General features: G+C 65.4%; 15 protein-coding genes. 9 read left to right on the top strand and 6 right to left on the bottom strand.

Annotated elements, in window-relative coordinates; genetic code table 11:
• Positions 1-190 precede the first annotated feature (190 nt).
• Both BR00_RS08130 and BR00_RS08135 read right to left on the bottom strand, forming a co-directional pair.
• Positions 191-1,594, bottom strand: a complete 1,404-nt coding sequence (locus BR00_RS08130) for a sigma-54-dependent transcriptional regulator (RefSeq protein ID WP_496477091.1) — start codon at positions 1,592-1,594, stop codon at positions 191-193.
• Positions 1,563-4,013 (bottom strand): ATP-binding protein, encoded by a 2,451-nt coding sequence (locus BR00_RS08135; protein ID WP_496477092.1) that lies wholly within the window; start codon positions 4,011-4,013, stop codon positions 1,563-1,565. The genes BR00_RS08130 and BR00_RS08135 overlap by 32 nt, the downstream gene beginning before the upstream one ends.
• 125 nt (positions 4,014-4,138) lie before the next feature.
• Here BR00_RS08135 and BR00_RS08140 point away from each other — a divergent pair, with 125 nt between their 5' ends.
• From BR00_RS08140 to BR00_RS08165, 6 genes are all read left to right on the top strand, one after another.
• The gene (locus tag BR00_RS08140; RefSeq protein ID WP_496477093.1) at positions 4,139-5,029 is read left to right on the top strand and encodes a patatin-like phospholipase family protein; all 891 of its coding nucleotides are present in this window, start codon (positions 4,139-4,141) and stop codon (positions 5,027-5,029) included.
• 112 nt (positions 5,030-5,141) lie between these two features.
• Entirely contained in the window at positions 5,142-5,807 is a 666-nt protein-coding gene (locus tag BR00_RS08145; RefSeq protein WP_496477094.1) for a TetR/AcrR family transcriptional regulator, read from the top strand.
• Positions 5,804-6,793 (top strand): TRAP transporter substrate-binding protein, encoded by a 990-nt coding sequence (locus BR00_RS08150; protein WP_496477095.1) that lies wholly within the window; start codon positions 5,804-5,806, stop codon positions 6,791-6,793. The genes BR00_RS08145 and BR00_RS08150 overlap by 4 nt, the downstream gene beginning before the upstream one ends.
• A gap of 97 nt (positions 6,794-6,890) precedes the next feature.
• Positions 6,891-7,364, top strand: a complete 474-nt coding sequence (locus BR00_RS08155) for a TRAP transporter small permease (protein WP_496477096.1) — start codon at positions 6,891-6,893, stop codon at positions 7,362-7,364.
• On the top strand, positions 7,361-8,677 hold the full coding sequence (locus BR00_RS08160) for a TRAP transporter large permease (RefSeq protein ID WP_496477097.1): 1,317 nt from the start codon (positions 7,361-7,363) through the stop codon (positions 8,675-8,677). The genes BR00_RS08155 and BR00_RS08160 overlap by 4 nt, the downstream gene beginning before the upstream one ends.
• Positions 8,674-10,098 carry a glycosyltransferase family 39 protein gene (locus tag BR00_RS08165; protein WP_496477098.1) on the top strand — a complete coding sequence of 475 codons (1,425 nt, stop codon included), beginning with the start codon at positions 8,674-8,676 and terminating at the stop codon, positions 10,096-10,098. Before BR00_RS08160 ends, BR00_RS08165 begins: the two co-directional genes overlap by 4 nt.
• Positions 10,099-10,263: 165 nt before the next feature.
• Here the strand turns inward: BR00_RS08165 and BR00_RS08170 are convergent, their stop codons facing one another.
• From BR00_RS08170 to sucD, 4 genes are read right to left on the bottom strand one after another with little or no spacing between them, the layout of a single operon-like run.
• Positions 10,264-11,457, bottom strand: coding sequence for a GAK system CofD-like protein (locus BR00_RS08170; protein WP_496477099.1), 1,194 nt, complete (start codon positions 11,455-11,457; stop codon positions 10,264-10,266).
• Positions 11,458-11,467: 10 nt separating this feature from the next.
• Positions 11,468-12,913, bottom strand: a complete 1,446-nt coding sequence (locus tag BR00_RS08175; RefSeq protein WP_496477166.1) for a TrkH family potassium uptake protein — start codon at positions 12,911-12,913, stop codon at positions 11,468-11,470.
• Positions 12,913-14,277 carry a Trk system potassium transporter TrkA gene (gene trkA, locus BR00_RS08180; RefSeq protein ID WP_496477100.1) on the bottom strand — a complete coding sequence of 455 codons (1,365 nt, stop codon included), beginning with the start codon at positions 14,275-14,277 and terminating at the stop codon, positions 12,913-12,915. Before trkA ends, BR00_RS08175 begins: the two co-directional genes overlap by 1 nt.
• 60 nt (positions 14,278-14,337) lie before the next feature.
• Positions 14,338-16,407: a succinate--CoA ligase subunit alpha gene (sucD, locus tag BR00_RS08185; RefSeq protein ID WP_496477101.1), complete on the bottom strand. Its 2,070-nt coding sequence runs from the start codon at positions 16,405-16,407 to the stop codon at positions 14,338-14,340.
• Positions 16,408-16,534: 127 nt separating this feature from the next.
• Between sucD and BR00_RS08190 the strand changes: the two genes are divergently transcribed.
• The 3 genes from BR00_RS08190 (at position 16,535) to BR00_RS08200 (ending at position 20,645) form a co-directional block, all read left to right on the top strand.
• Positions 16,535-17,086 carry a DUF4390 domain-containing protein gene (locus BR00_RS08190; RefSeq protein WP_496477102.1) on the top strand — a complete coding sequence of 184 codons (552 nt, stop codon included), beginning with the start codon at positions 16,535-16,537 and terminating at the stop codon, positions 17,084-17,086.
• Between the two features lie 80 nt (positions 17,087-17,166).
• The gene (locus BR00_RS08195; protein WP_496477103.1) at positions 17,167-19,302 is read left to right on the top strand and encodes a sensor histidine kinase; all 2,136 of its coding nucleotides are present in this window, start codon (positions 17,167-17,169) and stop codon (positions 19,300-19,302) included.
• Positions 19,299-20,645 (top strand): sigma-54-dependent transcriptional regulator, encoded by a 1,347-nt coding sequence (locus BR00_RS08200; protein ID WP_496477104.1) that lies wholly within the window; start codon positions 19,299-19,301, stop codon positions 20,643-20,645. The genes BR00_RS08195 and BR00_RS08200 overlap by 4 nt, the downstream gene beginning before the upstream one ends.
• The last annotated feature ends 20 nt before the right edge of the window (positions 20,646-20,665 follow it).

The following is a 20,665-nucleotide window of genomic DNA, read 5'->3' on the forward strand; positions in this document are numbered from 1 at the left end:
CGACCTTAACATCTCTGAATGCATGGCCCGAGTTGAGGGGGTGAAGACGCAAGAGACGGAAACTTCGTGTGCGTTTCCTCTCCTTGGTCTTGGGATGCTTCAAAGCCCAGAGGACCTCTGCGTTGCGCAGGGGTTTTCTGGGCTTTTTCAGTTGGTGGCCGTGTGGAGCGTTGGCCGGGGGGGATGGCTGTTATTCGGGAAAAGGCGAAGCGCTGTCGTGACCTTTGTCCGGGGCTGTCAGCAGTTTGGCGCGGCGGTAGCGGAAGGTGTCTCGGGTGAGCTGCAGCAGGCGGGCGGCTTGAGATTCGTTGCCCTGGGCGAGGGCCAGGGCCTGGGAGAGGTAGTGGCGCTCCACCTGGGCAAGCAACCGGGGCAGATCCAACCCCTCTGGCGGCAGCGGCGGCAAGGCGGCTGCCGGGTGCCGGGAGGGCGTTTCGATCCCCAGGTCCTCGGGGGTGATTTGGGGCCCGCGGGCCAGTAGTGCGGCGCGCTCCATGAGGTTTTTGAGTTCGCGCACGTTGCCGGGCCAGGAGTGGGCAAGCAGGCAGGCTTCGGCCTCCGGCGTCAGCCCGGCAAGTTCCTTGCCGAACTTGGAGGCGAATTCGTGGAGAAAGGCTCGGGCCATGGGGAGGATGTCTCCTTGGCGCTCCGCCAAGGAGGGCACGCGGATGCGCACCACTGCCAGGCGGAAGAAGAGGTCCTGGCGGAAGGTGCCTTGGGCGACGCACTCTTCGAGGTTACGGTTGGTGGCGGCGATGATGCGGGTTTGCACCGTGCGCGGCCGCGTGGCGCCCACGGGGTAGAATTCGCCGCTTTGCACGAAGCGCAGGAGCTTGGCCTGGACCTCCAGGGGCAGTTCCCCCACTTCGTCGAGAAACAGGGTGCCGCCGTCGGCCGTGGCCACGAGTCCGGCCTTGCCGCGGCGTTCCGCCCCGCTGAAGGCGCCGGGCGCGTAGCCGAAGAGTTCGCTTTCCACCAAATCCCGCGGGATGGCCGCGCAGTTGAGGCTCACCAGCGGGCCGCGGAAAAGCGGGCTGCGCAGGTGGATGGCGCTGGCGAGGAGTTCTTTGCCCGTGCCGGTCTCGCCCTCTACGAGCACCGGGGTGTCCGGGCTTTGAGCCACGCGGCCCACCAGGTCCATGACTGCGGTGATGGCGTCGCTTTCGGCGATGAAAAAGGGCATGTGCTCGCGCAGCGCCCGCTCCTGGAGCAGCCGCGCTTCTTTGCCCAGGCGCAGGAAACTGGCGGTGCGGCCAAGGGCGGCGGAAAGGGCCTCCAGGCGCACGGGTTTGACCAGGTAGTCCACGGCCCCGGCCTTCATGGCGCTGATGGCCGTGCGCACGTCTTCGTAGGCCGTGATGACGATGATGGCCGCGTGCGGGGCGGATTGCCGCAGTTCGGGCATGATTTCCAGGCCGCTTTGGTCCGGCAATCCAATATCGAGGAGCACGATGTCCGGAGGGTCCTTGCGGGCGAGTTCCAGGCCCTGGCCGGCCGTGGCCGCGGTGGCCACCTGGTAGTCCCGGCCCAGGGTCAGGGCGAGGCTGTCGCGGATGGACTCTTCATCGTCGATGATCAGAATGCTCATGCGCATGGGGCACGTCCGTTTCGGGTTGGAGGCGTGGGGGCGCGGCGGATGCGGTGGGGAGATCCACCACGAAAGCCGCGCCGCCCAGGGGACTGTCGGTGACCTGGACTGCGCCGCCGTGGTCCGCCAGGATGCGCTGCACGATGGAGAGCCCGATGCCGGTGCCGTCCACGGCGGTGGTGTAGAAGGGGTCGAAGATGCGCTCCCTCTCTTGGATGGGCACCCCGGGGCCGCTGTCTTCCACGCTGATGCGGGCATGGGCTGCGTCTTTTCCCACCGTGATGCGGATGCGTGGGCGTCGGCCAGGGACTCCTCGGGCCGCCCGGGCGGCGTTGTCGGCGAGGTTGACCACCAATTGCTCGAGCAGCGTGGGGTCGCCCCGCACCCAGACGGGTTCGGGGGGCAGTTCGGTCTGGAGTTCGACCCCGTGCTTGCGCAGCGTGGTGGCCATGAGCCCCACGGCCTCGGTGACGGGATTGCGCAGGTCGAGGTGCTGAAAATGGGGCGTCGAAGGCTTGGAGAAGTCGAGGACCCGGCGGATGACCGCCTCGATCTTGCCGGCAGCGGCGCCAAGTTTGGCGGTGAGGGAGCCAAGCGTGCGCGCCGTCTCTTCGGGAAGCTCCTGCGCCATGGCCTCCAGGGCATAGAGGTAGCCGAGGATGCCGGAGAGGGGGTTTCGGATCTCATGGGCCAGCCCTGCGGCCATGCGGCCGAGGGAGGTGATCTTGTCCAACAGCAGGACCTGGCGGGCGAGGCGTCGGGTCTCGGTGACGTCGGCCAGGAAGACGGCCAGGCGTCCGCCGGCGCTGTCCTGGGTGCGCACCAAAGTGACGCGGACATCGTAGTCTTGGGGAGGGCCGGTTTGGCTCACGCTTTGGACTTCGCCGGTGGCGAGCGCCCTGGCCATGGCCGTGTGACAGGTGGCGGCCAGGGCTTCGTCGAGCACGTCCGCAAGACGCATGCCCAGGAGCGACTCGCGGTTGCCGCCGATGCGCTGGGCCGCGGCGTCGTTGATCTCGAGGATGACGCCGTCTTCGTCCACCAGGAACAGGGACTCGGAGGGGGCGTCGAGCAAGGCCCGGGCCTTGGCCTCGCGGTCGCGCAGCAAGGCCTCGGTCTGGCGGCGCTGTTCGATTTCGAAGGCCAGGTCCCGGGTGCGGCGTTCCACTTCGATGGTGAGCCCGGCCTGGGCCTTGCGCAGGGCGTTTTCCGCCTGGATGCGCTCGGCCACCTCCCGCTCCAGTTCGGCGTTGGCCTCGCGCAGGTGGCGGGTGCGTTCGGCCACCGCCAACTCCAGGTGAGCGGCATGGCGCTCCAGGGCCGCTTGGGAGGCGCGCCGCAGGCGCAAGGCCAGCATGGACAGGGCGAGCATGGCACACAAAAGCGCCACCCCGAGGGCGGCGGCCCAGGTCCATTCCTTGGGGATGCTGTAGAATCGAGGCGGCGCGAAGAGGATGCGGGAATTGGGGGGGAGTTTGGCGTGCGGGATGTCGAAGCGGAGCAGTTGGCGGTCGTCGAACATGGGCACCGTGGGGGTCTTTTCCACCACCGGCGGCAGGGCGCCGGTGCCAAGGACCTCCGTAGCCATGACTCCGGCGGCGTGGCCGTGGGCGTAGGCCTCGATCATGACGCCGCCAAGACAGCCGCTGCCCAGCTCGAAGTCCCAGAAGCCGTAGATGGGGACCTGGGCGTACTGGGCGAGAAAACGGTTTTTGTCCCGGTAATCGAGGAGGATGCCCTCTTCATTGCGCAGTACGCCGTGCACCAGGATCACCTGGCCTGCGCTGAGAGTGGGCAGGCGCCGGCGCAGGGTGGCGGCGTCCAGGTTGTTCCAGAAGGTGAAGGTGACGGGTGCAAATTGGGGGGCCGTGGCGCGGAGCTCCCGGTCCGTGATGTCGTCCGGGGAGACCTGATCGCCGCCGATGATGACAAACTCCCGGGTGCCCGGATGCAGGCGGAGCGCCAGACGGATGGTCTCGGCCAGGGCCGGAGTTTCCGCCAGGCCCGTGACGCGGGCAAGGCCGGCGAGCATGTGTGGCGTAAAGCCATTGACTCCGCAAAAGACTACCGCGGCCTGCGGAAAGTGCGGGGCCAGCTCGGTGCGCACGAAGTCCAAGGCCACATTGTCGCAGGCCAGGATGAGATCGAAGCGCTGGCCACGGAGCTTGGCGCGTAAGAGTTCGGCCAGTCGGGTAAGGTATTCGGGGCTGGGGTTGCGTTTGGTGTCGAGGTATTCCACCCACAAGAGGGCTTCGGGGAGCTTTTCGTGAAAGGCATCGAGGATGCCGCGGGTGAGCTCGTCGGTCCAGGTGAGTCCGGGATGATAGGATTGGAGCACGAGCACACTGGGCCGCGCCGCGTGCGTCACAGCGGCTGGGGCGAGCAGCATGAGGAGGACGGCGAAACACCAGAGAAACCGCGCCATGGCCGCAGACGTACGGGCTTTGGCCGCAGGCTTCAAGGTCCGAGGTCATTGACCTGATGCAGAAAGCGGGTACGGAGCCGCACAGCATTTTTGCTGCAGAGTCGTGGAACACATAAGGAGAGAGCATGGCGCCAACATGGGCAGTCGCCTTGGGCGGCGGGGCGGCCCGGGGATGGGTGCATATCGGCGTGCTGCAGGCCCTTGTCGAGGCGGGCCTGGCGCCGCAGGTGGTGTGCGGCACCTCCATCGGAGCGGTGGTGGGCGCGGCGTACGCAAGCGGCAACCTGGAACGCCTGACCGCGTGGGTGACGTCGTTGACCAAGCTGGAGGTGGCGCGGTTCTTCGAGCTGGATTTTTCCCTGCGCGGCGTGGTGGATACAGATCGCCTGCGCCGTTTCCTCGCCCAGCATGTGGCGTCGGAGGACTTGGATATCGCCGATCTTCCGGTGCGTTTCGCCACCGTGGCCACGGACATGGAGAACGGGCGGGAAATCTGGCTCAAAAAAGGCGGCGTACTGGACGCTGTGTGGGCTTCCATCGCCTTGCCGGGGCTTTTCCCGGCCATTCGCCACCGTGGCCGGTGGCTGGTGGACGGCGGGTTGGTGAACCCGGTGCCGGTATCCGTATGCCGGGCCTTGGGGGCGGAGGTGGTCTTGGCCGTGAACCTCAACGCCGACATCGTGGGCAAACACCTTCGCCGCCGCAAGGCGGAGTCCGGCAAAAACGGTCGCTTTCCGGCGTGGATCACCGAGTACGCCAAAAGCGTCTTTCCCGGCATGGCCGCGGACGACCCGCCGAGCCTTTTCGAGGCCGTGGCCGCCAGCGTCAACATCATCCAGGACCGCATCACCCGCAGCCGCATGGCGGGGGACCCGCCGGAGGTCCTGCTCGCTCCCAGGCTTGGGCATTTGGGGCTGTTGGAGTTCCATCGCGCCTCCGAGGCCATTGCCGAGGGCCGACGCGTGGCGCAGCGGGCCATCGAGGAACTCCAGCGCCTCCTTGCCGCCGACGCGTAGTACGCCTCGCACGGCGTGCCCCAGGCGCGTGATTTTTGTGTTTGACAGCTTTGGGGACCGCACGGTAACGCGGGTCATCTTTTGACCGATGGTCATTTTTTGACGAGGCGTCATGGCACGACGGCAGCAGGAAAAATCCGCCCAGACCCAGCAGGAGCTTTTGGAGGCTGCGGAGCGGCTCTTTGTGGAGAAGGGCTATCTCGCCACCACGGTGCAGGAGATCACCGAGGCCGCAGGCTATGCCAAGGGTAATTTCTACCGCTACTGGGCGAGCAAGGACGAACTCATGCTGGAGATCATCGCCAGCAAGATGCGGCAGTACCGCGCCATGCGCGACGCGCGGGTGCGTGAGGCCCGCAGCCTTGCCGAGGTGATGGACGGCGTCCTCGATTTTCTCGCCCGCATCCACCAGGATCGCGGCTGGTCTTTGGTGTTTTTGGAGTTCACCATCTATGCGGCGCGCAAGCCTGAGCTGCGCGCCCGTCTCTCGGAGGCGCACTACCGCCTCTCCAACGAAATCTTTGCCGCGCTCGTGGGTCCGTTTCTGCCGCCGGGGTGCGATGGTCAGGCCATGGGCGCCCTCAACACGGCGTTGTTCGAAGGTTTTGTGATTCATGAACTCATGGGCACCGGCGTACTCCATTGGGAGGATTTTTGTCGGGTCGCCCGGAAGTTGGCCTTGGAATGTGCGGCGTCCCGCACCCTTTGCCCTGAGGCAGAGGCTTCCCCAAACCGTCCGGTCGTGGGGCCGGGCACTGTTTCTTCGGAGGAATCATGATGGCGCGGATCGTTTTTCTGCTGCTGGCGGTAAGCGCCGCAGCTTCGGCATGGGCGGAGCCCATCCGGTTGACCTACAGCAATTTTTTCCCCCCCACCCATGTGCAGTCCAAGCTGGCGGAAGAGTGGTGTCAGGAAGTGGCGCGACGCACCGGCGGCGCCGTAGTCATCGACTACTACCCCGGCGGCACGCTGACCAAGCCGCAAAACGCCTATGACGGCGTGGTGGAAGGGATTTCGGATATCGCCATGTCCGCGTTCGCCTATACCAAGGGGCGTTTCCCGTTGCTCTCGGGGCTGGATTTGCCCTTGGGCTACCCCACCGGGGCCTTGGCCACCCGCGTCGCCAATGAGGCCTTGGCCCGCTTTGCGCCCAAGGAAGTGAACGATGTCCATGTGCTGTACCTGCACGCCCATGGCCCGGGGATTCTCCATACCGTGGCCAAGCCCGTGACCCGCTTGGAGGACGTCTCCGGCCTCAAGATCCGTGCCACGGGCTCCAGTGCCGCCGTGGTGGCGGCCTTGGGCGCAAGTCCGGTGGCCATGCCCATGAACGACGCCTATCAGGCCCTGCAAAAGCGGGTGGTGGACGGGAGCATGTATCCCGTGGAGACCAACAAGGGCTGGAAGATGGCCGAGGTGGTGGATTTCATGATCGACACCCGGGCCACGGCCTACACCACGGTCTTCTTCGTGGCCATGAACAAGGCCGCCTGGGACCGCATCCCTGTCGAGCACCAGCGCACCATCACCGCCCTCTGCCAGGAATGGGCCGCCAAGCATGGCGCGGCCTGGGACGAAAGCGACCGGGAAGGCCGGAAGTTCTTTTTGGAAAAAGGCAAAAAGATCATCACCCTGAGCGCGGAAGAAGAAGGGCGGTGGCGGGCGGCCATGGAGCCGGTGCTTGCCCAGTACATCGAAGCCTGTCAGAAGGCGGGCCTCGACGGCGCGGGGCTGGTGTCTTTCGTGCAGGAGCGGCTGCGCTGAAACGTGTGCGCCGGCGGCCTGAACGCTGACGAGAACAGACAAAACCATGCGGCAGGGGACTTCCTCTGCCGCATGTGCGTGAGGGGAATTCGAGGGGATGCAGAAAGTGCAGGAGATGGTGGTCCGCCTGACTCGCGCTGTGGCCACGGCCGCGGTGCTCCTCATGATGGCTGTCACCGTGGTGAGCGTGGTGGGGCGGCTTGTCGGCGTGCCGCTCTTTGGTGCGGAAGAGATGGTGGCCTTTCTGTGTGTGGCCGTGGTGGCGGCGAGTCTCCCCTATTGCCAGGAGCACCGGGCGCATATCGGGGTGGAGCTCGTGGTGCGGCGCCTGTCGCCGCGCTGGCAGCGGCGCCTGAAATTTGTCCGTGATCTCGGTTCGTTGGGACTCTGGCTGGCCATGGCTTGGGCGGTGGGGGCCTATGCCGTGGCCAAGTGCCGATCCAGTGAGGTCTCGCTCAACCTGGGCTGGCCGGAAGGCGCTGTGGTGGGGCTGCTTGCCGCAGGCCTTGCGGTGACCGCGCTCCTCATGGTCGCCGAGTTCATCCACTGGCTGCGCAGGAGGGATGCATGACCCCGGCATGGACGGGATGTGTGGGCATCGTGGTGATGCTCGTGCTCTTTGCCACGCGTATGCCCGTGGCCTTTGCCATGACCCTGGTGGGGACCGCAGGCTTTGCGGTGCTCATCTCGCCCTCGGCAAGCCTCGGTATGCTTGCCCGCAGTCTCTACACGACCTTTGCTTCGTACGATCTCTCCACGGTGCCGCTTTTCGTGCTCATGGGGCAACTTGCCTTCAACGCCGGGATCAGCCGGCGTCTTTTTGCCTGCGCGTACCGCTTTTTGGGACACGTCCACGGCGGACTGGCCATGGCCACGGTGGTCTCCTGCACCGCTTTTGGCGCGGTGTGCGGATCGAGTCCGGCCACGGCGGCCACCATGGCCACGGTGGCCTTCCCGGAGATGAAGCGCTTCGGCTACCGCAACCGTCTGTCCGCCGGTGCGGTGGCGGCGGGCGGCGGGCTCGGCATGATCATGCCGCCGAGCGTGGTTCTGATCGTCTACGGCGTGCTCACCCAGCAGTCCATCGGCGCGCTCTTCGTGGCCGGAATCTTGCCGGCCCTTCTCATCACGCTGCTTTTCCTCGTGGCCATCGCTTGGGTGTGCTGGCGCGACCCCTCTCTGGGCCCGCCTGGAGAGCGCTCTTCCTGGGCCGAGCGGCTGCGCTCCCTCGGGGGGCTCGTGGACATCGTGGTGGTCTTTGGCGTGGTCATGACCGGGCTTTTCCGCGGTTGGTTCACGCCCACCGAGGCTGCGGCCGTAGGCGCCTTTGCGGTGCTCGTGCTGGGACTCGTCCAAGGGCAGCTCTCCTGGGCCTTGATCGTGAAGTCCGTGCACGAGACTCTGCGCACCTCCGCCATGGTGCTCTTTTTGGTGGCCGGCGCCACGGTGTTCGGCAAGTTTTTGGCGGTTACCCGCATCCCCTTCGATGTGGCGGGCTGGATTGGCGGCCTTGCCCTGCCGCCGGTGCTGATCCTTGCGGTCATCGTGGCGGTGTATTTCGTGGGCGGCTGCTTCATGGATTCCCTTGCCCTGGTCATGCTCACCATCCCGGTGTTCTACCCCGTGATCACGGGCTTGGGATATGACCCCATCTGGTTTGGGGTGCTCATTGTCCTGGTGACCGAGATGGGAGTCATCACCCCGCCGGTGGGCATCAACGTGTACGTCGTCTATGGAGCCATCACCGGCATGCGCGAGCTCATCACCCTGGAGGCCATCTTCCGCGGTATCGTGCCGTTTTTGGCGGCGGTGCTGGCGGGGATCGTGCTCATCACCGTGTGGCCGGAAATCGTCTTGGTGCTTCCCCGATGGCTGCATCCATGACGCCGAAGCCTTGGAGCGACACCCCTGCCGCCGCGCAGCCGTGGCTCGCGCAGCACCCGGTGGCCGCCTGGCTAGCCTTGGCCGCGGTGGCGGTGATCGTGGCCTTGGGCGCGAACCTCTCCCGCGGGCTCTTGGAGACCACTGAAGGCCGCTACGTCCTGTGCGCCCAGGAGATGCTGCAAAGCGGCCAGTGGCTGGAGCCCACCTTGGACGGCAGGCCGCACTGGACCAAACCGCCGTTCACCTATTGGGTGCTGGCCGCGGGCATGGCCGCCGTGGGTCAGGTGGAGGAGGGCGCACGCCTGGCCCAGGCCGTGGTGTTTTTGGCCCTTGTGGGGGCCGTGGCGCTCCTTGCCCGGCAATGGGGGGACGCTCGGTGTGCGTGGTGGGCGGTGGCGGCGACTTTGACCTCGCTCTTGCCGGTGCTCGGCGTGACTTTTCTTTCCACGGACCTCTTGCTCACCTTGTGGGAGACCTTGGCTGTGGCCTGCTATCTGGCGAGCCTGCAGCGGCCTCGGCCGCACATCTGGCTTGCCGGCATGGGGCTTTTCTGGGGCCTGGCCTTTCTCACCAAGGGGCCGCCGGCCCTGGTGCCGCTTGTGGCCATCCTCCCGTGGCATTGGTGGCGCCGCCGTCATCGGCCTGTGGTCACTGCGGCGGGGCTCGGCCTTTTTGCGGTGGCGGGGCTCGGCTGGTACGTTTTCGAGGCCCTGCGGCATCCGGAGTTGGTCTCCTATTGGCTGGGGCAGGAAGTGGTGGCGCGTCTTACCTCGGACACCTTCCACCGGAATCCCCAGTGGTGGAAGCCTTTTGTCCTCTACCTGCCGCTTCTGGCCGCAGGACCGTTGCCGTGGATGGCGCTCACCCGTGTTCCTGTGCGGCAATGGTGGCAGCAGGGGGCACGGCCCGACCGGGATTTTTTGGCCTTGTGGGTGCTCGTTCCCCTCGTGATCTTCTTTGTGGCCAAGAGCCGCTTGCCGCTCTATGTCCTGCCCCTTTCCATCCCTTTGGCCGTGATGCTGGCCGGCACCCTGACACACGTGCCGCTGTCCGGGAGGGCTGTGGCCGGGATGCTGGCAGGCGTGCTGATCGTTACCCTCGCCGGCCGTCTCGTGCTGACATATGTGCCGCTCACCCCCAACATGCGCCAGCTTTTCAGCGTGGTGCAGTCCTTTGCGCCCCAGAAGGTGCTGCTCGTGGAGGAAAACAAACTCTACGGTTTGCAGGCCTACGCCAATGCTGCCGGCATTCCGGTGCAGCGGGTCTCGGCCAACGCCCTGGGGCCACTTGCTCCGGGCAGTGTGGCCGTGGTGGCGCGCAAGTGGGCCGCCCTGGTGCAGGAGCGCCTGCAGGCGGCGGATCTGCACACCGAGTCGTGGGCCGGATGGGTGGTCATGGCGGTTTCTGATAGGACCGACTGAAGGCGCATGCCTCAGGCGGCGGTTTCGTTTCCCCGTTTTTTCCAAGAGCGCCCCAGCGAAGTGTTGGGGGCAGACGCTTGCCAGAGGCCATCCCCTGGGCTTTCTTCCTGCTGGGGACGGCGGTTTTTTGTCTTCCTGAGTCGTCGTTTGAGCCCCTGGAGCGCGCTAGTGAGCGACGTTCGCGGCAATACAGCGCGTCGTCGTGCGTCCCTCCTGGGCGAGGGACACGAGGATGCGGCACAACTTCTGCGGATCGGCGCGGCCGTCGGGGGCGGTGAAGGGGATGCCCAGCACCTCCACGCGCAGCGAGCGGGCATAGGAGACGGCCTCGGCGCGGCCGGGATACGCGACGGCGGGGTCGAGGAGGACGGCGTTGAGGGCGTGCTGCGCTGGGATGTGCGGAGGGCAGGCGGAACGGATGAGCAGGCGTAATTGGTCGGCCAAGGTGATGCGGCTGGTTTCTGGATCCGGCAGGGGATTAGGGATGAAGATCTTGGGGCAATGGGCTGCGGCGATGGCTTCGGCCACACCCTGGGGGAGGAGATTGGCGATGACGGAGGTAAAAAAGCTCCCCACCGGGTAGCAGATGAGGTCTGCGCTGTGGATGCAGCGCGCTCCCTGGTCGTCGATGGCTATGGTTGCGGGGCGGCCGCTTGCATCCACGAGGTCGAGATGCGCGATGGGGACCTCCAGCGGCGGCGCCTCCTTGCCGGTCAGCCGGTGTTGGCCGATGACGACCTGACCATCCCGGAGACGGGCGCGCAGATGGGCGTTGGCGTTGGCCGTGAGCCGTACGTGTCCTTGAGCGCGGAGGAGCCCGGCGCATTGGGTGACGATGGGGTCCATGTCTCGGCCGGCGTCGAGGTATCCGGCGGCGAGGACGAGGTTGCCGATGCTCGCCCGTCTGAGATCGAAACGGGCGTCGATGCGCTCGGCAAAGGAACGCAGGTGCTGGCAGAGGACGGTGCGTGCGGGCTCGGGGACCTGGCGGATACGGGGGTGGCTTCCTTCGGCCAGGGCGCGGAGCGTGGCATGCAGTTCGTGGGCTGGGGCGTCGTGCGGCAGGCGGAAGGCCAAAAGCTGGGCGGTGGCCGCTGCGCAGGGGTGATCGGGGTCCGCTAGAGCGAGGAGGCGGTTGCGCAGGTCACCCACCGCAGGCATGCCGAAGGCACGACGCAGCACCGCGGAACTGCCCCCGGAATCGAAGGGAGTGATGAGGTGGATGGAGTTGTGGGTCCACGCGGTGAGGGCGCGGCTTATCTCCCGCAGGGCTGTCCCGCCGGAAAAAAAGAGGATGCGTGGTCCGCTGTGGGGCGCGGTGCGGTGCGGCGGGGCGTGACAGGAGGACGCATGGCTCATGGAGCCCTCCCTAATGGCGCCAAAACTCGGGGACGAGGAGCACGAGGACCGTATAGATCTCCAGGCGTCCCAGGAGCATACACAGGGAAAGCAGCCACTTGGCGGCCGTGGGCAGGTGGGCGAAGTTCTCTGCCGGCCCCACGGTGCCAAGGCCTGGGCCGATGTTGCCCAGAGTGGCCGCCACTGCGGTGAACGCCGTGGCCAAATCCTGACCCATACAGGCAAGAAGGGTGCTGGCGGTCACGAATACCAGCGCATAGAGGGTGAAAAATCCCCAGACACTGGCCTGCACGTCCGCGGGTACGGGTTTGCCGCCGAGCTTGATCTGCGCCACGCTGCGCGGGTGGATGAGGCGGAAGAGCTCCCGCAGACTTTGCTTGGCCAGGAGTATGAGGCGCATGGTCTTGATGCCGCCGCCGGTGCTGCCGGTGGAGGCGCCGAAAAACATGCACAGGACGAGCAGGGTTTGGGAAAGGGGCGGCCAGGACTCGAAATCCGCGGTGGCAAATCCGGTAGTGGTGATGATGGAGACTACCTGAAATGCGGCGTAGCGCAGACTCTCCAGGAGGGACGGGTACACGCTTGTCCAGATATCCCAGGTGCACATGGCGGTAAGCAGGGCGACGATACCCAGAAAGCAGCGGCACTCCGGGTCGCGCCATAGGGCCAAGGGGCGCCCCTGGATGGCTTGGAAGTAGAGGGCGAAGTTGATCCCCGAGGCGAGCATGAAGACCGTGATGACTGCGTCGATGGCAGGGCTCGCGTAGTAGGCCACCGAGGTGTTCTTGGTGGAAAAGCCGCCTGTGGCCAGGGTGCCGAAGGTGTGGCACACGGCGTCGAAGCCTTCCATGCCGCAGAGCATGAGAAGGAGGATTTCGATGCCACTCAAGGCTACGTACACTTTCCAGAGGCTTGCGGCGGTGTCCCGGATACGGGGTTGGAGTTTGTCGGGCACCGGGGAGGGCACTTCGGCCTTGTAGAGCTGCATGCCGCCCACCCCGAGAAAGGGGAGGATGGCGAGCGACAGCACGATGATCCCCATGCCGCCCAGCCAATGGGTGGTGCTGCGCCATAACAGCAGACTGCGCGGCAGGGCTTCGATGTCGGTGAGGATGGAGGAGCCCGTGGTGGTGAATCCGGACATGGATTCGAAATAGGCATCCGTGAAGGAAAGCTGCGTACCATGCCATAACGGGAAGGCCCCGAGGGCGGCAACGACCACCCAGCCCAAGGTGACGATGAGCATGCCTTCGCGGTGGGAGATGTTCGTGGGCCGCGCCGTACGCCATGGAATAAAGAGCCCGCCACCGCTGAGTGCTGCCACGGCCATGGCGGTGAAGAGGGCCTTTGCGCCGGCGTCGTCCTCCACGGCCCCCAGGACAGCGGCAGGGAGCATGGACGCGCCCACACAGAGGATGAGCGCCCCCAAAATCCGGCAGACGATACTGAGGCGGATCATGGCCGCTGCCCCGCTGCGCCAAAGGCCGCTTCCATGGCTGCGATCCGGTTCCGCCGGCACAGTACCACGGCATGGTCTCCAGGCCGGATCACGGTGTCTCCCTGGGGAATGATGGCCTCTTTTCCGCGCAGTACCGCGAGTACGAGGACGCCTCGGGGAAGCAGCAGATGGCGCAGGGCCGTGGTCGTCACGGGCGCGCCGTCTTCCACCTCGATTTCCTGGACCTCGACGTCTTCGGTCTTGAGGGAGGAGAGGGAGAAGATCTTGCTTTGGCGCATGTGGCGCAGCACGGAGTCGATGGCGGCCAGCCTCGGATTGACCACATGGCCCAGGCCGATGGCCTGGACAATGGGCATGTACGCGAATTTACTGATGCGGGTGATGACCATACCCGCCCCCAGGCGCCGGGCCAGAAGCGAGCAGAGGATATTGGTTTCTTCATCGCCGGTAAGGGTCACCACCAGATCGAGCTCGCCCACGTTTTCTTCCTGGAGGAGCTCTTGGTCCGTGCCGTCGCCGTGGAGGATGACGGTGCGGTGCAGGACTGACGAAAGATGTTCGCAGCGGACGGGATCACGCTCCACCAGGCGGACATGCATGGCAGTGGATTCCAGGCGTTGGGCCAGGCGCAGGCCGATGTCGCCGCCGCCCACGATGAGCGCCGATGCCGGAGGTTGGCTTCGGTAGCCGAAAATTTTCAAGGTGGGGGCAAGGTCGGTGCTCCGGCACACGAGGTAGACGAGGTCTCCGGGCTGGAGGGTGTCTTCCCCGGAGGGCACGATGAGGCGCTCTTCCCGAAAAATGGCCGCCACCACCAATGGGGCGGTGGCGGGATGTTGACGCAGCTCGGCGAGGTTCTGTCCGGTGACCGCGGCCTCAGCCCGGAGTCGAAGCCCCACCACCTTGAGACGGCCGCCGGCGAATTCCAGGACGTCTTCTGCGTCCGGCACCGCCATGAGGCGCTCGATGGCACGCACGGCCTCTTCGTCCGGATTGACCACGGTGTCGAGCCCCAGGGTGCGCTGGAGGAAATCCGGTGCAAAGGAGGTGTAGGTGTCGTTGCGGATGCGGGCCAGTTTGCGGATTCCTGGGGATAGGCTGTGGGCGAACATGCAGGCGATGAGATTGGTCTCGTCGCTGTCGGTGACTGCAAGAAGCACCTGGGAGTCACGCACTCCGGCTTGCATCAGCACGTGCGGGTCACTGCCGGAGCCTTCCATGGCTTGGACATCCAAGAGCTCCGCGCAGCGCTTGAGCGCCGCGGGGTTGGTGTCCACCACCACGACTTCTTTGTCTTCCTGGGCCAGGCGCTGGGCGGTTTGGAATCCCACCTCGCCAGCGCCGATGATGAGGATACGCATGGATTCTCCTCCCGAAGCGTCGTTTGGGGGCGCGGCCTGTGCCGTGGTCTTGGCCTTGGGTCAAGGGGCGGTAAGCAGGCTGGCGACCAGCTGGGGGATGTGGTCCAGGGTGGGAGCCATGGTGTAGCCCCGCTGTTGCATACGAAGGATCTTCGCTTCCGGGCCAGGGTCGGTGTCTTCGAGGATGGCGCCGGCGTGTCCCAGACGCTTGCCCCGGGGTGCGGTCCGGCCGGCGACAAAACCCACCAGGGGAATGCCAATGCCGACCTTCTTCAGGAATTCTCCCAGTTCTTCTTCGGCGCTGCCGCCGATTTCGCCAAGGACCACGAGGGCCTGCACGTCCGGGTCCGCCACCACAAGCGGGGCGAGGTCGGTAAAGCTGGAGCCCACGAAGGGGTCACCGCCCACGCCGATGCAGACCTTTTGCCCCAACCCCGCGGCGGAGAGTCGGGCCACGGTCTCGTAGGTGAGGGTGCCGCTGCGTGAGAGCACGGCGATGGGGCCGGGGCTGAAGATGGAGGCGGGCATGATGCCGATCTTGGTGCCCCCAGGGACGATGAGTCCGGGGCAATTGGGCCCGATGATGCGGCAGCCCAGGGAGCGGGTTTTTTCCAGCACGCGCAGCATGTCCTGCTGGGGGATGCCGTCGGTGATGCATACGATCCAGGGGATGCCGCAGGCCGCGGCCTCGAGTATGGCGTCCGGGGCCAGGGGCGCGGGCACGAAGAGGATGGAGGCGTCGATGGCATGCCGGGCGCAGGCCGCTTCCACGGTATGGTATACCGGCACGCCGAGAACGGTGGTCCCGCCTTTGCCCGGCGTCACCCCAGCCACCACCTGCGTGCCGTATTCCTGCATGAGTCGGGTGTGGAGTTGGCCCTGTTTGCCGGTGATGCCTTGGACGAGCACTCGGGTGCCGGCGCCCAGGGGAAAGGGCGCGGGGGATGCAGGTGGTGTGCGTCGCGTCGGGGCCGGCGGTATATCCGTATGTGCGTGGGCCGGAGCGCGGACCCCGGTGAGGGTGTGGAGCTTTTCCATGGCCGCGTCCAAGGTCTCTACCGGGTGGACGTTGGCGATGCGGGCGGTATCCAGGAGGCGCAGTCCCTCTTCGGCGCGGTTTCCCGAAAGCCGCACCACCACGGGTTTGGCGGGAGGATTGCTTGCCACCGCGCCCACCAGGGCCTTGGCCACCTCCGCGCACGAGAGGATGCCGCCGAAGATGTTGACGCAGACGGCCTCCACCTTCGGGTCTTCCAGGAGCAGATCCAGCGCCTGACGCATGGCGGCGGCGTCCGCCCCGCCTCCGAGATCGAGAAAATTGGCCGCCGGCAGACCGTGGGCGTGGAGGATGTCCATGGTGGCCATGGCAAGGCCGGCGCCGTTGACCATCATCCCTATCCGGCCTTGGAGCGTATGAAAGCTGAGACCCGCTTGTCTGGCCCGGACCTCCAGGGGGTCGTCGTGACGGGGATCCACGAGGGCTGCAAGCCGGGGGGATTGGATCACGCGGTGGTCGTCGGCTTCGACCTTGGCGTCCAGGGCGACGAGTTTTCCTTCGGCCGTGACGGCCAGAGGGTTGATCTCCAGCACCAGCAGCCGTTCTTCGAGAAAGAGGCGGGCCAGGGCGCGTACGAGGTCCGCAAAGGGGCGCAGCAGCGCTATGGGAAGGTCCAGATGGAAAAAGAGGTTGCGGATTTGGTATTCTTCCAGCCCCAAGGCCGCGGAAAAAGGTTCGACGCGCAGGGAGTCCTTGGGGGCGGACTCCACCTCGATCCCCCCGTGGCGCCCCGCGGTGGCGAGAAGCCGGGCGCTTGCCCGGTGCACTGTGAGCGAGAGGTACATCTCCCGTTCCACCTTGAGGCACGGTTCCACCCGGATGGCCGTGGGCTTTTTGCCGCCGATGGTGCGCCCCAGGATGGCGCTCCGCGCCGCTTCGGCCTCTTCCATGCTCTGGACGATGCGCACGCCGCCCGCCTTGCCGCGGCCGCCGGTGAGGACTTGGGCCTTGAGCACCCACGGCAAGGAAAAAGGGGCGGTGAGTGGACCGTGCTCTGGGGCGAGCAGACCGGGAGGCACGGGGACGCCGACCTGCTCCAGAAGGACTTTGCTTGCATGTTCGTCGAAACGCATGGGAACTCCGCTCCTCGCCTTTGGTTGTCAAAAGAGAGACCATGGCATATCACCTTGGGGTGCCGGTCCTGGCCCATACATGGCCTTGGCCCAAAAAGAAACTCTTCTTCCCGAGGCAGCCTCCCCTATGCCTTTGATCGTGGCCTTGCTCGCATCGCTGAGTGTGTTCTCCTGTATGGGAGCCGTTGCTGCCCCCTTGGAACTGCGGAACCTTGGGGTGTCCGCAGACGCCCAGGGACTCCACCTCGGATTTGATGTGGAGGTGGTGGAGGCCGCGCCGCTTTTGACCCTCTTGCAGCGTGGGGAAGCCGTGGAAATCCGGGTGGACGCCACCGCCAGTCGCACGCGCCTGGGGCTGTGGGGGCAGGAAGTGGGCAGGGCCCAATACCGGGCCCGCGTGCAGGCCGATCCCGTGCGCCAGGAGTGTGTGATGACCGAGGCCGACCAGACGCATGCCTTCGCCTGTGGGGAACTGGCGCGCGCCTTGCCGCGCCTGTGGCGCCATCGGAATCTCTTGCTCGGCCCCTTCGATCCTTCCTTGCGCCAGCAGCAGTACACCGTTCAGGTGGATTTTCGGGTGGTGCGTTCGGACATGCCGGTGTGGCTGACGGTCCCGCTCTTTTTTCTGGATTGGGACTTGGTCCCGCGCGTGCGCTATGATCTGACCTTCGACTATTGATCCCTATGGCAGCCGTATTCCGTCGTCCGCATCGAATATCGCGTCTCGATTCCAAAGAGCGCAGCAAGCGGCGGCGTGAGATGGCCTTGGTGGTTGCCGCCGTTGTCCTGGTGGTGGCCCTCACCTGGGCGGAATTGCGTTTTCTTGGGGTCAATTCGTATCTCTTTCTCGCCCTCTTCAATATCAATCTGATCCTCCTCATTGTGGTCCTCTTCGTCGTGGGCCGCAATGTGGTGAAGCTGCTTCTCGAGCGCCGCCGCCGAGTCCTGGGTTCTGGGCTCCGGGCCAAGCTGGTGGGGGTATTCATGCTCCTCTCCTTTGTCCCCACGCTGGTCATGTTCCTTTTGTCCGTGCGCTTTGTGCAGACTTCCATTGACTATTGGTTTCGGGCTCAGGTGGAGACCTCCATGGAGCAGGCCTTGAGCGTGGGCCAGACCGCCTACTCCCAGATGCGCGCCCAATTGGAGCGTCAGGCCGCCTTCCTGGCCCAAGACCTCCAGAATCATCGCCGCGAGGGCCAGGCCCTGGAGGAATGGCTTGCGCGCAAACGCGAGGAGTATGGGCTTTCGCTGTGCGGAATCCTGGGCCCGGACCGCTTTCGTCAGGTGTGGATTGCCGCCCCGGAATGGGGCAAGCGCTGGGCGGAGTTGGAGCCGGAAGTGCCGTGGGCGGAGCTGGAGCCGGGACGTCTGTGGGTGGGGACCAAGCGAGGAAAGCACGCCGATGTGCTCGGCGGGGTGTGGGCCCGCCCCGGCGGTCGGGACGGATTTTTGGTGCTGGGCATCAGCGTGGAGCCGGGGCTCATGGCCCGCTTGGACCAAGTGGGCCAAGGGGTGGGGGAGTATCGGCAGTTGCAAAACTTGAAGTATCCGTTGAAGATCACCCTGTATCTCGTCCTTGCCCTCATGAGCCTTTTGGTCCTTCTGGGGGCGCTCTGGTTCGGCTTCCGCCTGGCGCGGGAGATCTCCGCTCCGGTCCAGGCCTTGGCCCAGGCCACGGAGCGCATCGCTCAGGGAGATCTCTCGGTGCGCATCCAGGACGATTCCCGGGATGAGCTCGGGCTTTTGGTGCATTCCTTCAACCGCATGGCGGAAGACCTGGAGGCGAGCCACGCCCGGGTGAGCGCCGCCAATGAGCAGCTCGCCCGGCAATACATGGCCCTGGAAGCGCAAAACCGCTACATCCAGGCCATCCTCGACAACGTGACTGCCGGGGTGCTTTCCTTGGATAGCCAGGGACGGGTGGTGACACTGAATCCTGCGGCGGAGCGCATCCTCGGGCGGGACGCCGAAAGCGCGCGCGGGGTGTCGGTGCTCGAGGTTTTGGGGGAAGAACAGCGTGGCGCCATCGAGGAGGCCCGACGGGTGCTGCGCGGCTCCTTGGGGTCGCAGTGGCAGCGGCGCATGCAAGTCCAAACTCCGGTGGGGCCGCTGCGGCTTTTGGTTACCGCGGTCTCCATCATGGATGCTCAAGGCGGTGACGGCGGGGTAGTGGTGGTGTTTGAGGACATTTCGGAGCTGGAAAAGATGCAGCGCCTCGACGCCTGGAAGGAAGTGGCCCGGCGCATTGCCCACGAAATCAAGAATCCCCTGACCCCCATCAAACTTTCGGCCCAGCGTTTGGAGCGGAAGTTCGGTTTTGAGGTGGATGATCCCGAGGTGTTTTCCCAGTGCACGGGCCTTATCGTGCGTCAGGTGGAGGCCTTGCAGGCCATGGTGACGGAGTTTTCCGCCTTCGCCAAGTTGCCGGAGATCCAGATCCAGGAAATGGACCTTCCCCCTGTCGTGCAGGAAACCGTGGAGGTGTTTCGGGGCAGCCATCCGCATATCGGTTGGGAATGTGTGGCTGCCCCGGTGCGTCCCATTTTGGGGGACCCCGAAGCCTTGCGCCGGGTATTCTTCAATCTGGTGCTCAATGCGGCGGAGGCCCTGTCCGAAATCGAAGACCCTCGGGTCCAGGTGCGTATCTATGCGGCCCGGCAGCGGGTATGCGTGGACGTGGCGGACAACGGCCCTGGGATCGATCCCGGTGAGCAGGAACGGGTGTTCGAGCCGTATTATTCCACCAAACGCGGAGGAACGGGCTTGGGGCTGGCCATTGTCAAATCCTTGGTGACCGAGCACCATGGCCGCGTTTCGGTGCGGCCGGCCCGGCCCCGGGGGACGATTTTCACCGTGGAGCTTCCCGTAGCGCGGCGTGCAGGTGGCAGGGCATGAACACTACGATTCTCATCATCGACGACGAAGCCGATGTCCGTTTGTCCTTGCGGGGGATCCTCGAGGACGAGGGGCACGGCGTCCTGGAGGCCGCCTCGGGCGAAGAGGGGCTCGCCACGGCCTTGGCCGAGGACGTGGATCTCATCTTTCTCGATATCTGGATGCCGGGCATGGATGGCATGGAGACCCTGGCCGCCCTCAAGGCCAAAGGGTGTGATGCGCCGGTGGTGGTCATCTCGGGCCATGGCAATGTGGAGAGCGCGGTGCGCGCCATGAAGATGGGGGCGTTTGATTTCATCGAGAAGCCGCTGTCTTTGGATGCCGTGCTCATGGCCGCGGCCAAAGCCTTGGAGGTGGCGCGGCTCAAGCGGGAAAACCGGGAACTGCGGCGTTTTCGGGAAGAGGAGCCGCAGCTCATCGGTGTTTCCCCGGCCATGGTGGAGCTGCGGACGCTCATCGCGCAGGTGGCCCCTACCGATGCCACGGTGCTCCTTTGCGGAGAAAACGGCACCGGCAAGGAAGTGGCGGCGCGGAGCATCCACGCCTTGAGCCCCCGCAGTCAGCGGCCCATGGTGTGCGTCAATTGCGCCGCCATTCCTGAAGAGCTCATCGAGTCCGAGCTCTTCGGGCACGAAAAGGGGGCCTTTACCGGGGCGGACAAGGCGCGGCGCGGCAAGTTCGAGCTGGCGGACAAAGGGACCTTGTTCCTGGACGAAATTGGTGACATGAGCCTCAAGACGCAGGCCAAAGTGTTGCGGGTGCTTCAGGAGCGACGCCTGGAGCGTGTGGGCGGTTCCAAGACGTTGGAGGTGGACGTGCGTGTCATCGCGGCCACCAACAAGGACTTACGGGAGGAGATGGCGCAGGGGCGCTTTCGGAGCGACTTGTTTTATCGGCTCAATGTCTTTCCGCTTTCGCTTGCGCCGTTGCGTCAACGTGTCGAAGACATTGCCTTGCTCCTCGCCCATTTTGTCGAAGTCTTGGGGCGCCAGCGTGGGGGAGCCATCGCCTTTGCGCCTGATGCGGTGGAGGCCTTGATGGCCTATGGATGGCCGGGCAATGTGCGGGAGCTCAAAAATATGGTGGAGCGGCTCTGCATCCTGTACCCCGGCCAAACCATCACCAAGGCTATGCTCCCGCCCGAGTATCGCCAGGGGTACGGCGCGGCGGCAGGAGAAGACGTGCTGTCTCTTCCCTTCAAGGAGGCGCGCGCTCGCTTCGAAGAGCAGTACCTGCGTACCGCCTATGCGCGGTTCGGGACGAACATGACCCACATGGCGGAAGCCATTGGGCTTGAGCGCACGTATTTGTATCGAAAACTCAAGACGTATGGTATTGCGTGAGTGTCTGGTATGGTTTTCGG

The organism is Thermodesulfomicrobium thermophilum DSM 16697 (assembly GCF_059568695.1).

Excerpts from the sequence above, each read along its gene's own strand:
- BR00_RS08130 (WP_496477091.1), bottom strand. The coding sequence starts at position 1,594 with ATGCGCATGAGCATTCTGATCATCGACGATGAAGAGTCCATCCGCGAC.
- BR00_RS08135 (WP_496477092.1), bottom strand. The coding sequence starts at position 4,013 with ATGGCGCGGTTTCTCTGGTGTTTCGCCGTCCTCCTCATGCTGCTCGCC.
- BR00_RS08140 (WP_496477093.1), top strand. The coding sequence starts at position 4,139 with ATGGCGCCAACATGGGCAGTCGCCTTGGGCGGCGGGGCGGCCCGGGGA.
- BR00_RS08145 (WP_496477094.1), top strand. The coding sequence starts at position 5,142 with ATGGCACGACGGCAGCAGGAAAAATCCGCCCAGACCCAGCAGGAGCTT.
- BR00_RS08150 (WP_496477095.1), top strand. The coding sequence starts at position 5,804 with ATGATGGCGCGGATCGTTTTTCTGCTGCTGGCGGTAAGCGCCGCAGCT.
- BR00_RS08155 (WP_496477096.1), top strand. The coding sequence starts at position 6,891 with ATGCAGAAAGTGCAGGAGATGGTGGTCCGCCTGACTCGCGCTGTGGCC.
- BR00_RS08160 (WP_496477097.1), top strand. The coding sequence starts at position 7,361 with ATGACCCCGGCATGGACGGGATGTGTGGGCATCGTGGTGATGCTCGTG.
- BR00_RS08165 (WP_496477098.1), top strand. The coding sequence starts at position 8,674 with ATGACGCCGAAGCCTTGGAGCGACACCCCTGCCGCCGCGCAGCCGTGG.
- BR00_RS08170 (WP_496477099.1), bottom strand. The coding sequence starts at position 11,457 with ATGAGCCATGCGTCCTCCTGTCACGCCCCGCCGCACCGCACCGCGCCC.
- trkA (WP_496477100.1), bottom strand. The coding sequence starts at position 14,277 with ATGCGTATCCTCATCATCGGCGCTGGCGAGGTGGGATTCCAAACCGCC.
- sucD (WP_496477101.1), bottom strand. The coding sequence starts at position 16,407 with ATGCGTTTCGACGAACATGCAAGCAAAGTCCTTCTGGAGCAGGTCGGC.
- BR00_RS08190 (WP_496477102.1), top strand. The coding sequence starts at position 16,535 with ATGCCTTTGATCGTGGCCTTGCTCGCATCGCTGAGTGTGTTCTCCTGT.
- BR00_RS08195 (WP_496477103.1), top strand. The coding sequence starts at position 17,167 with ATGGCCTTGGTGGTTGCCGCCGTTGTCCTGGTGGTGGCCCTCACCTGG.
- BR00_RS08200 (WP_496477104.1), top strand. The coding sequence starts at position 19,299 with ATGAACACTACGATTCTCATCATCGACGACGAAGCCGATGTCCGTTTG.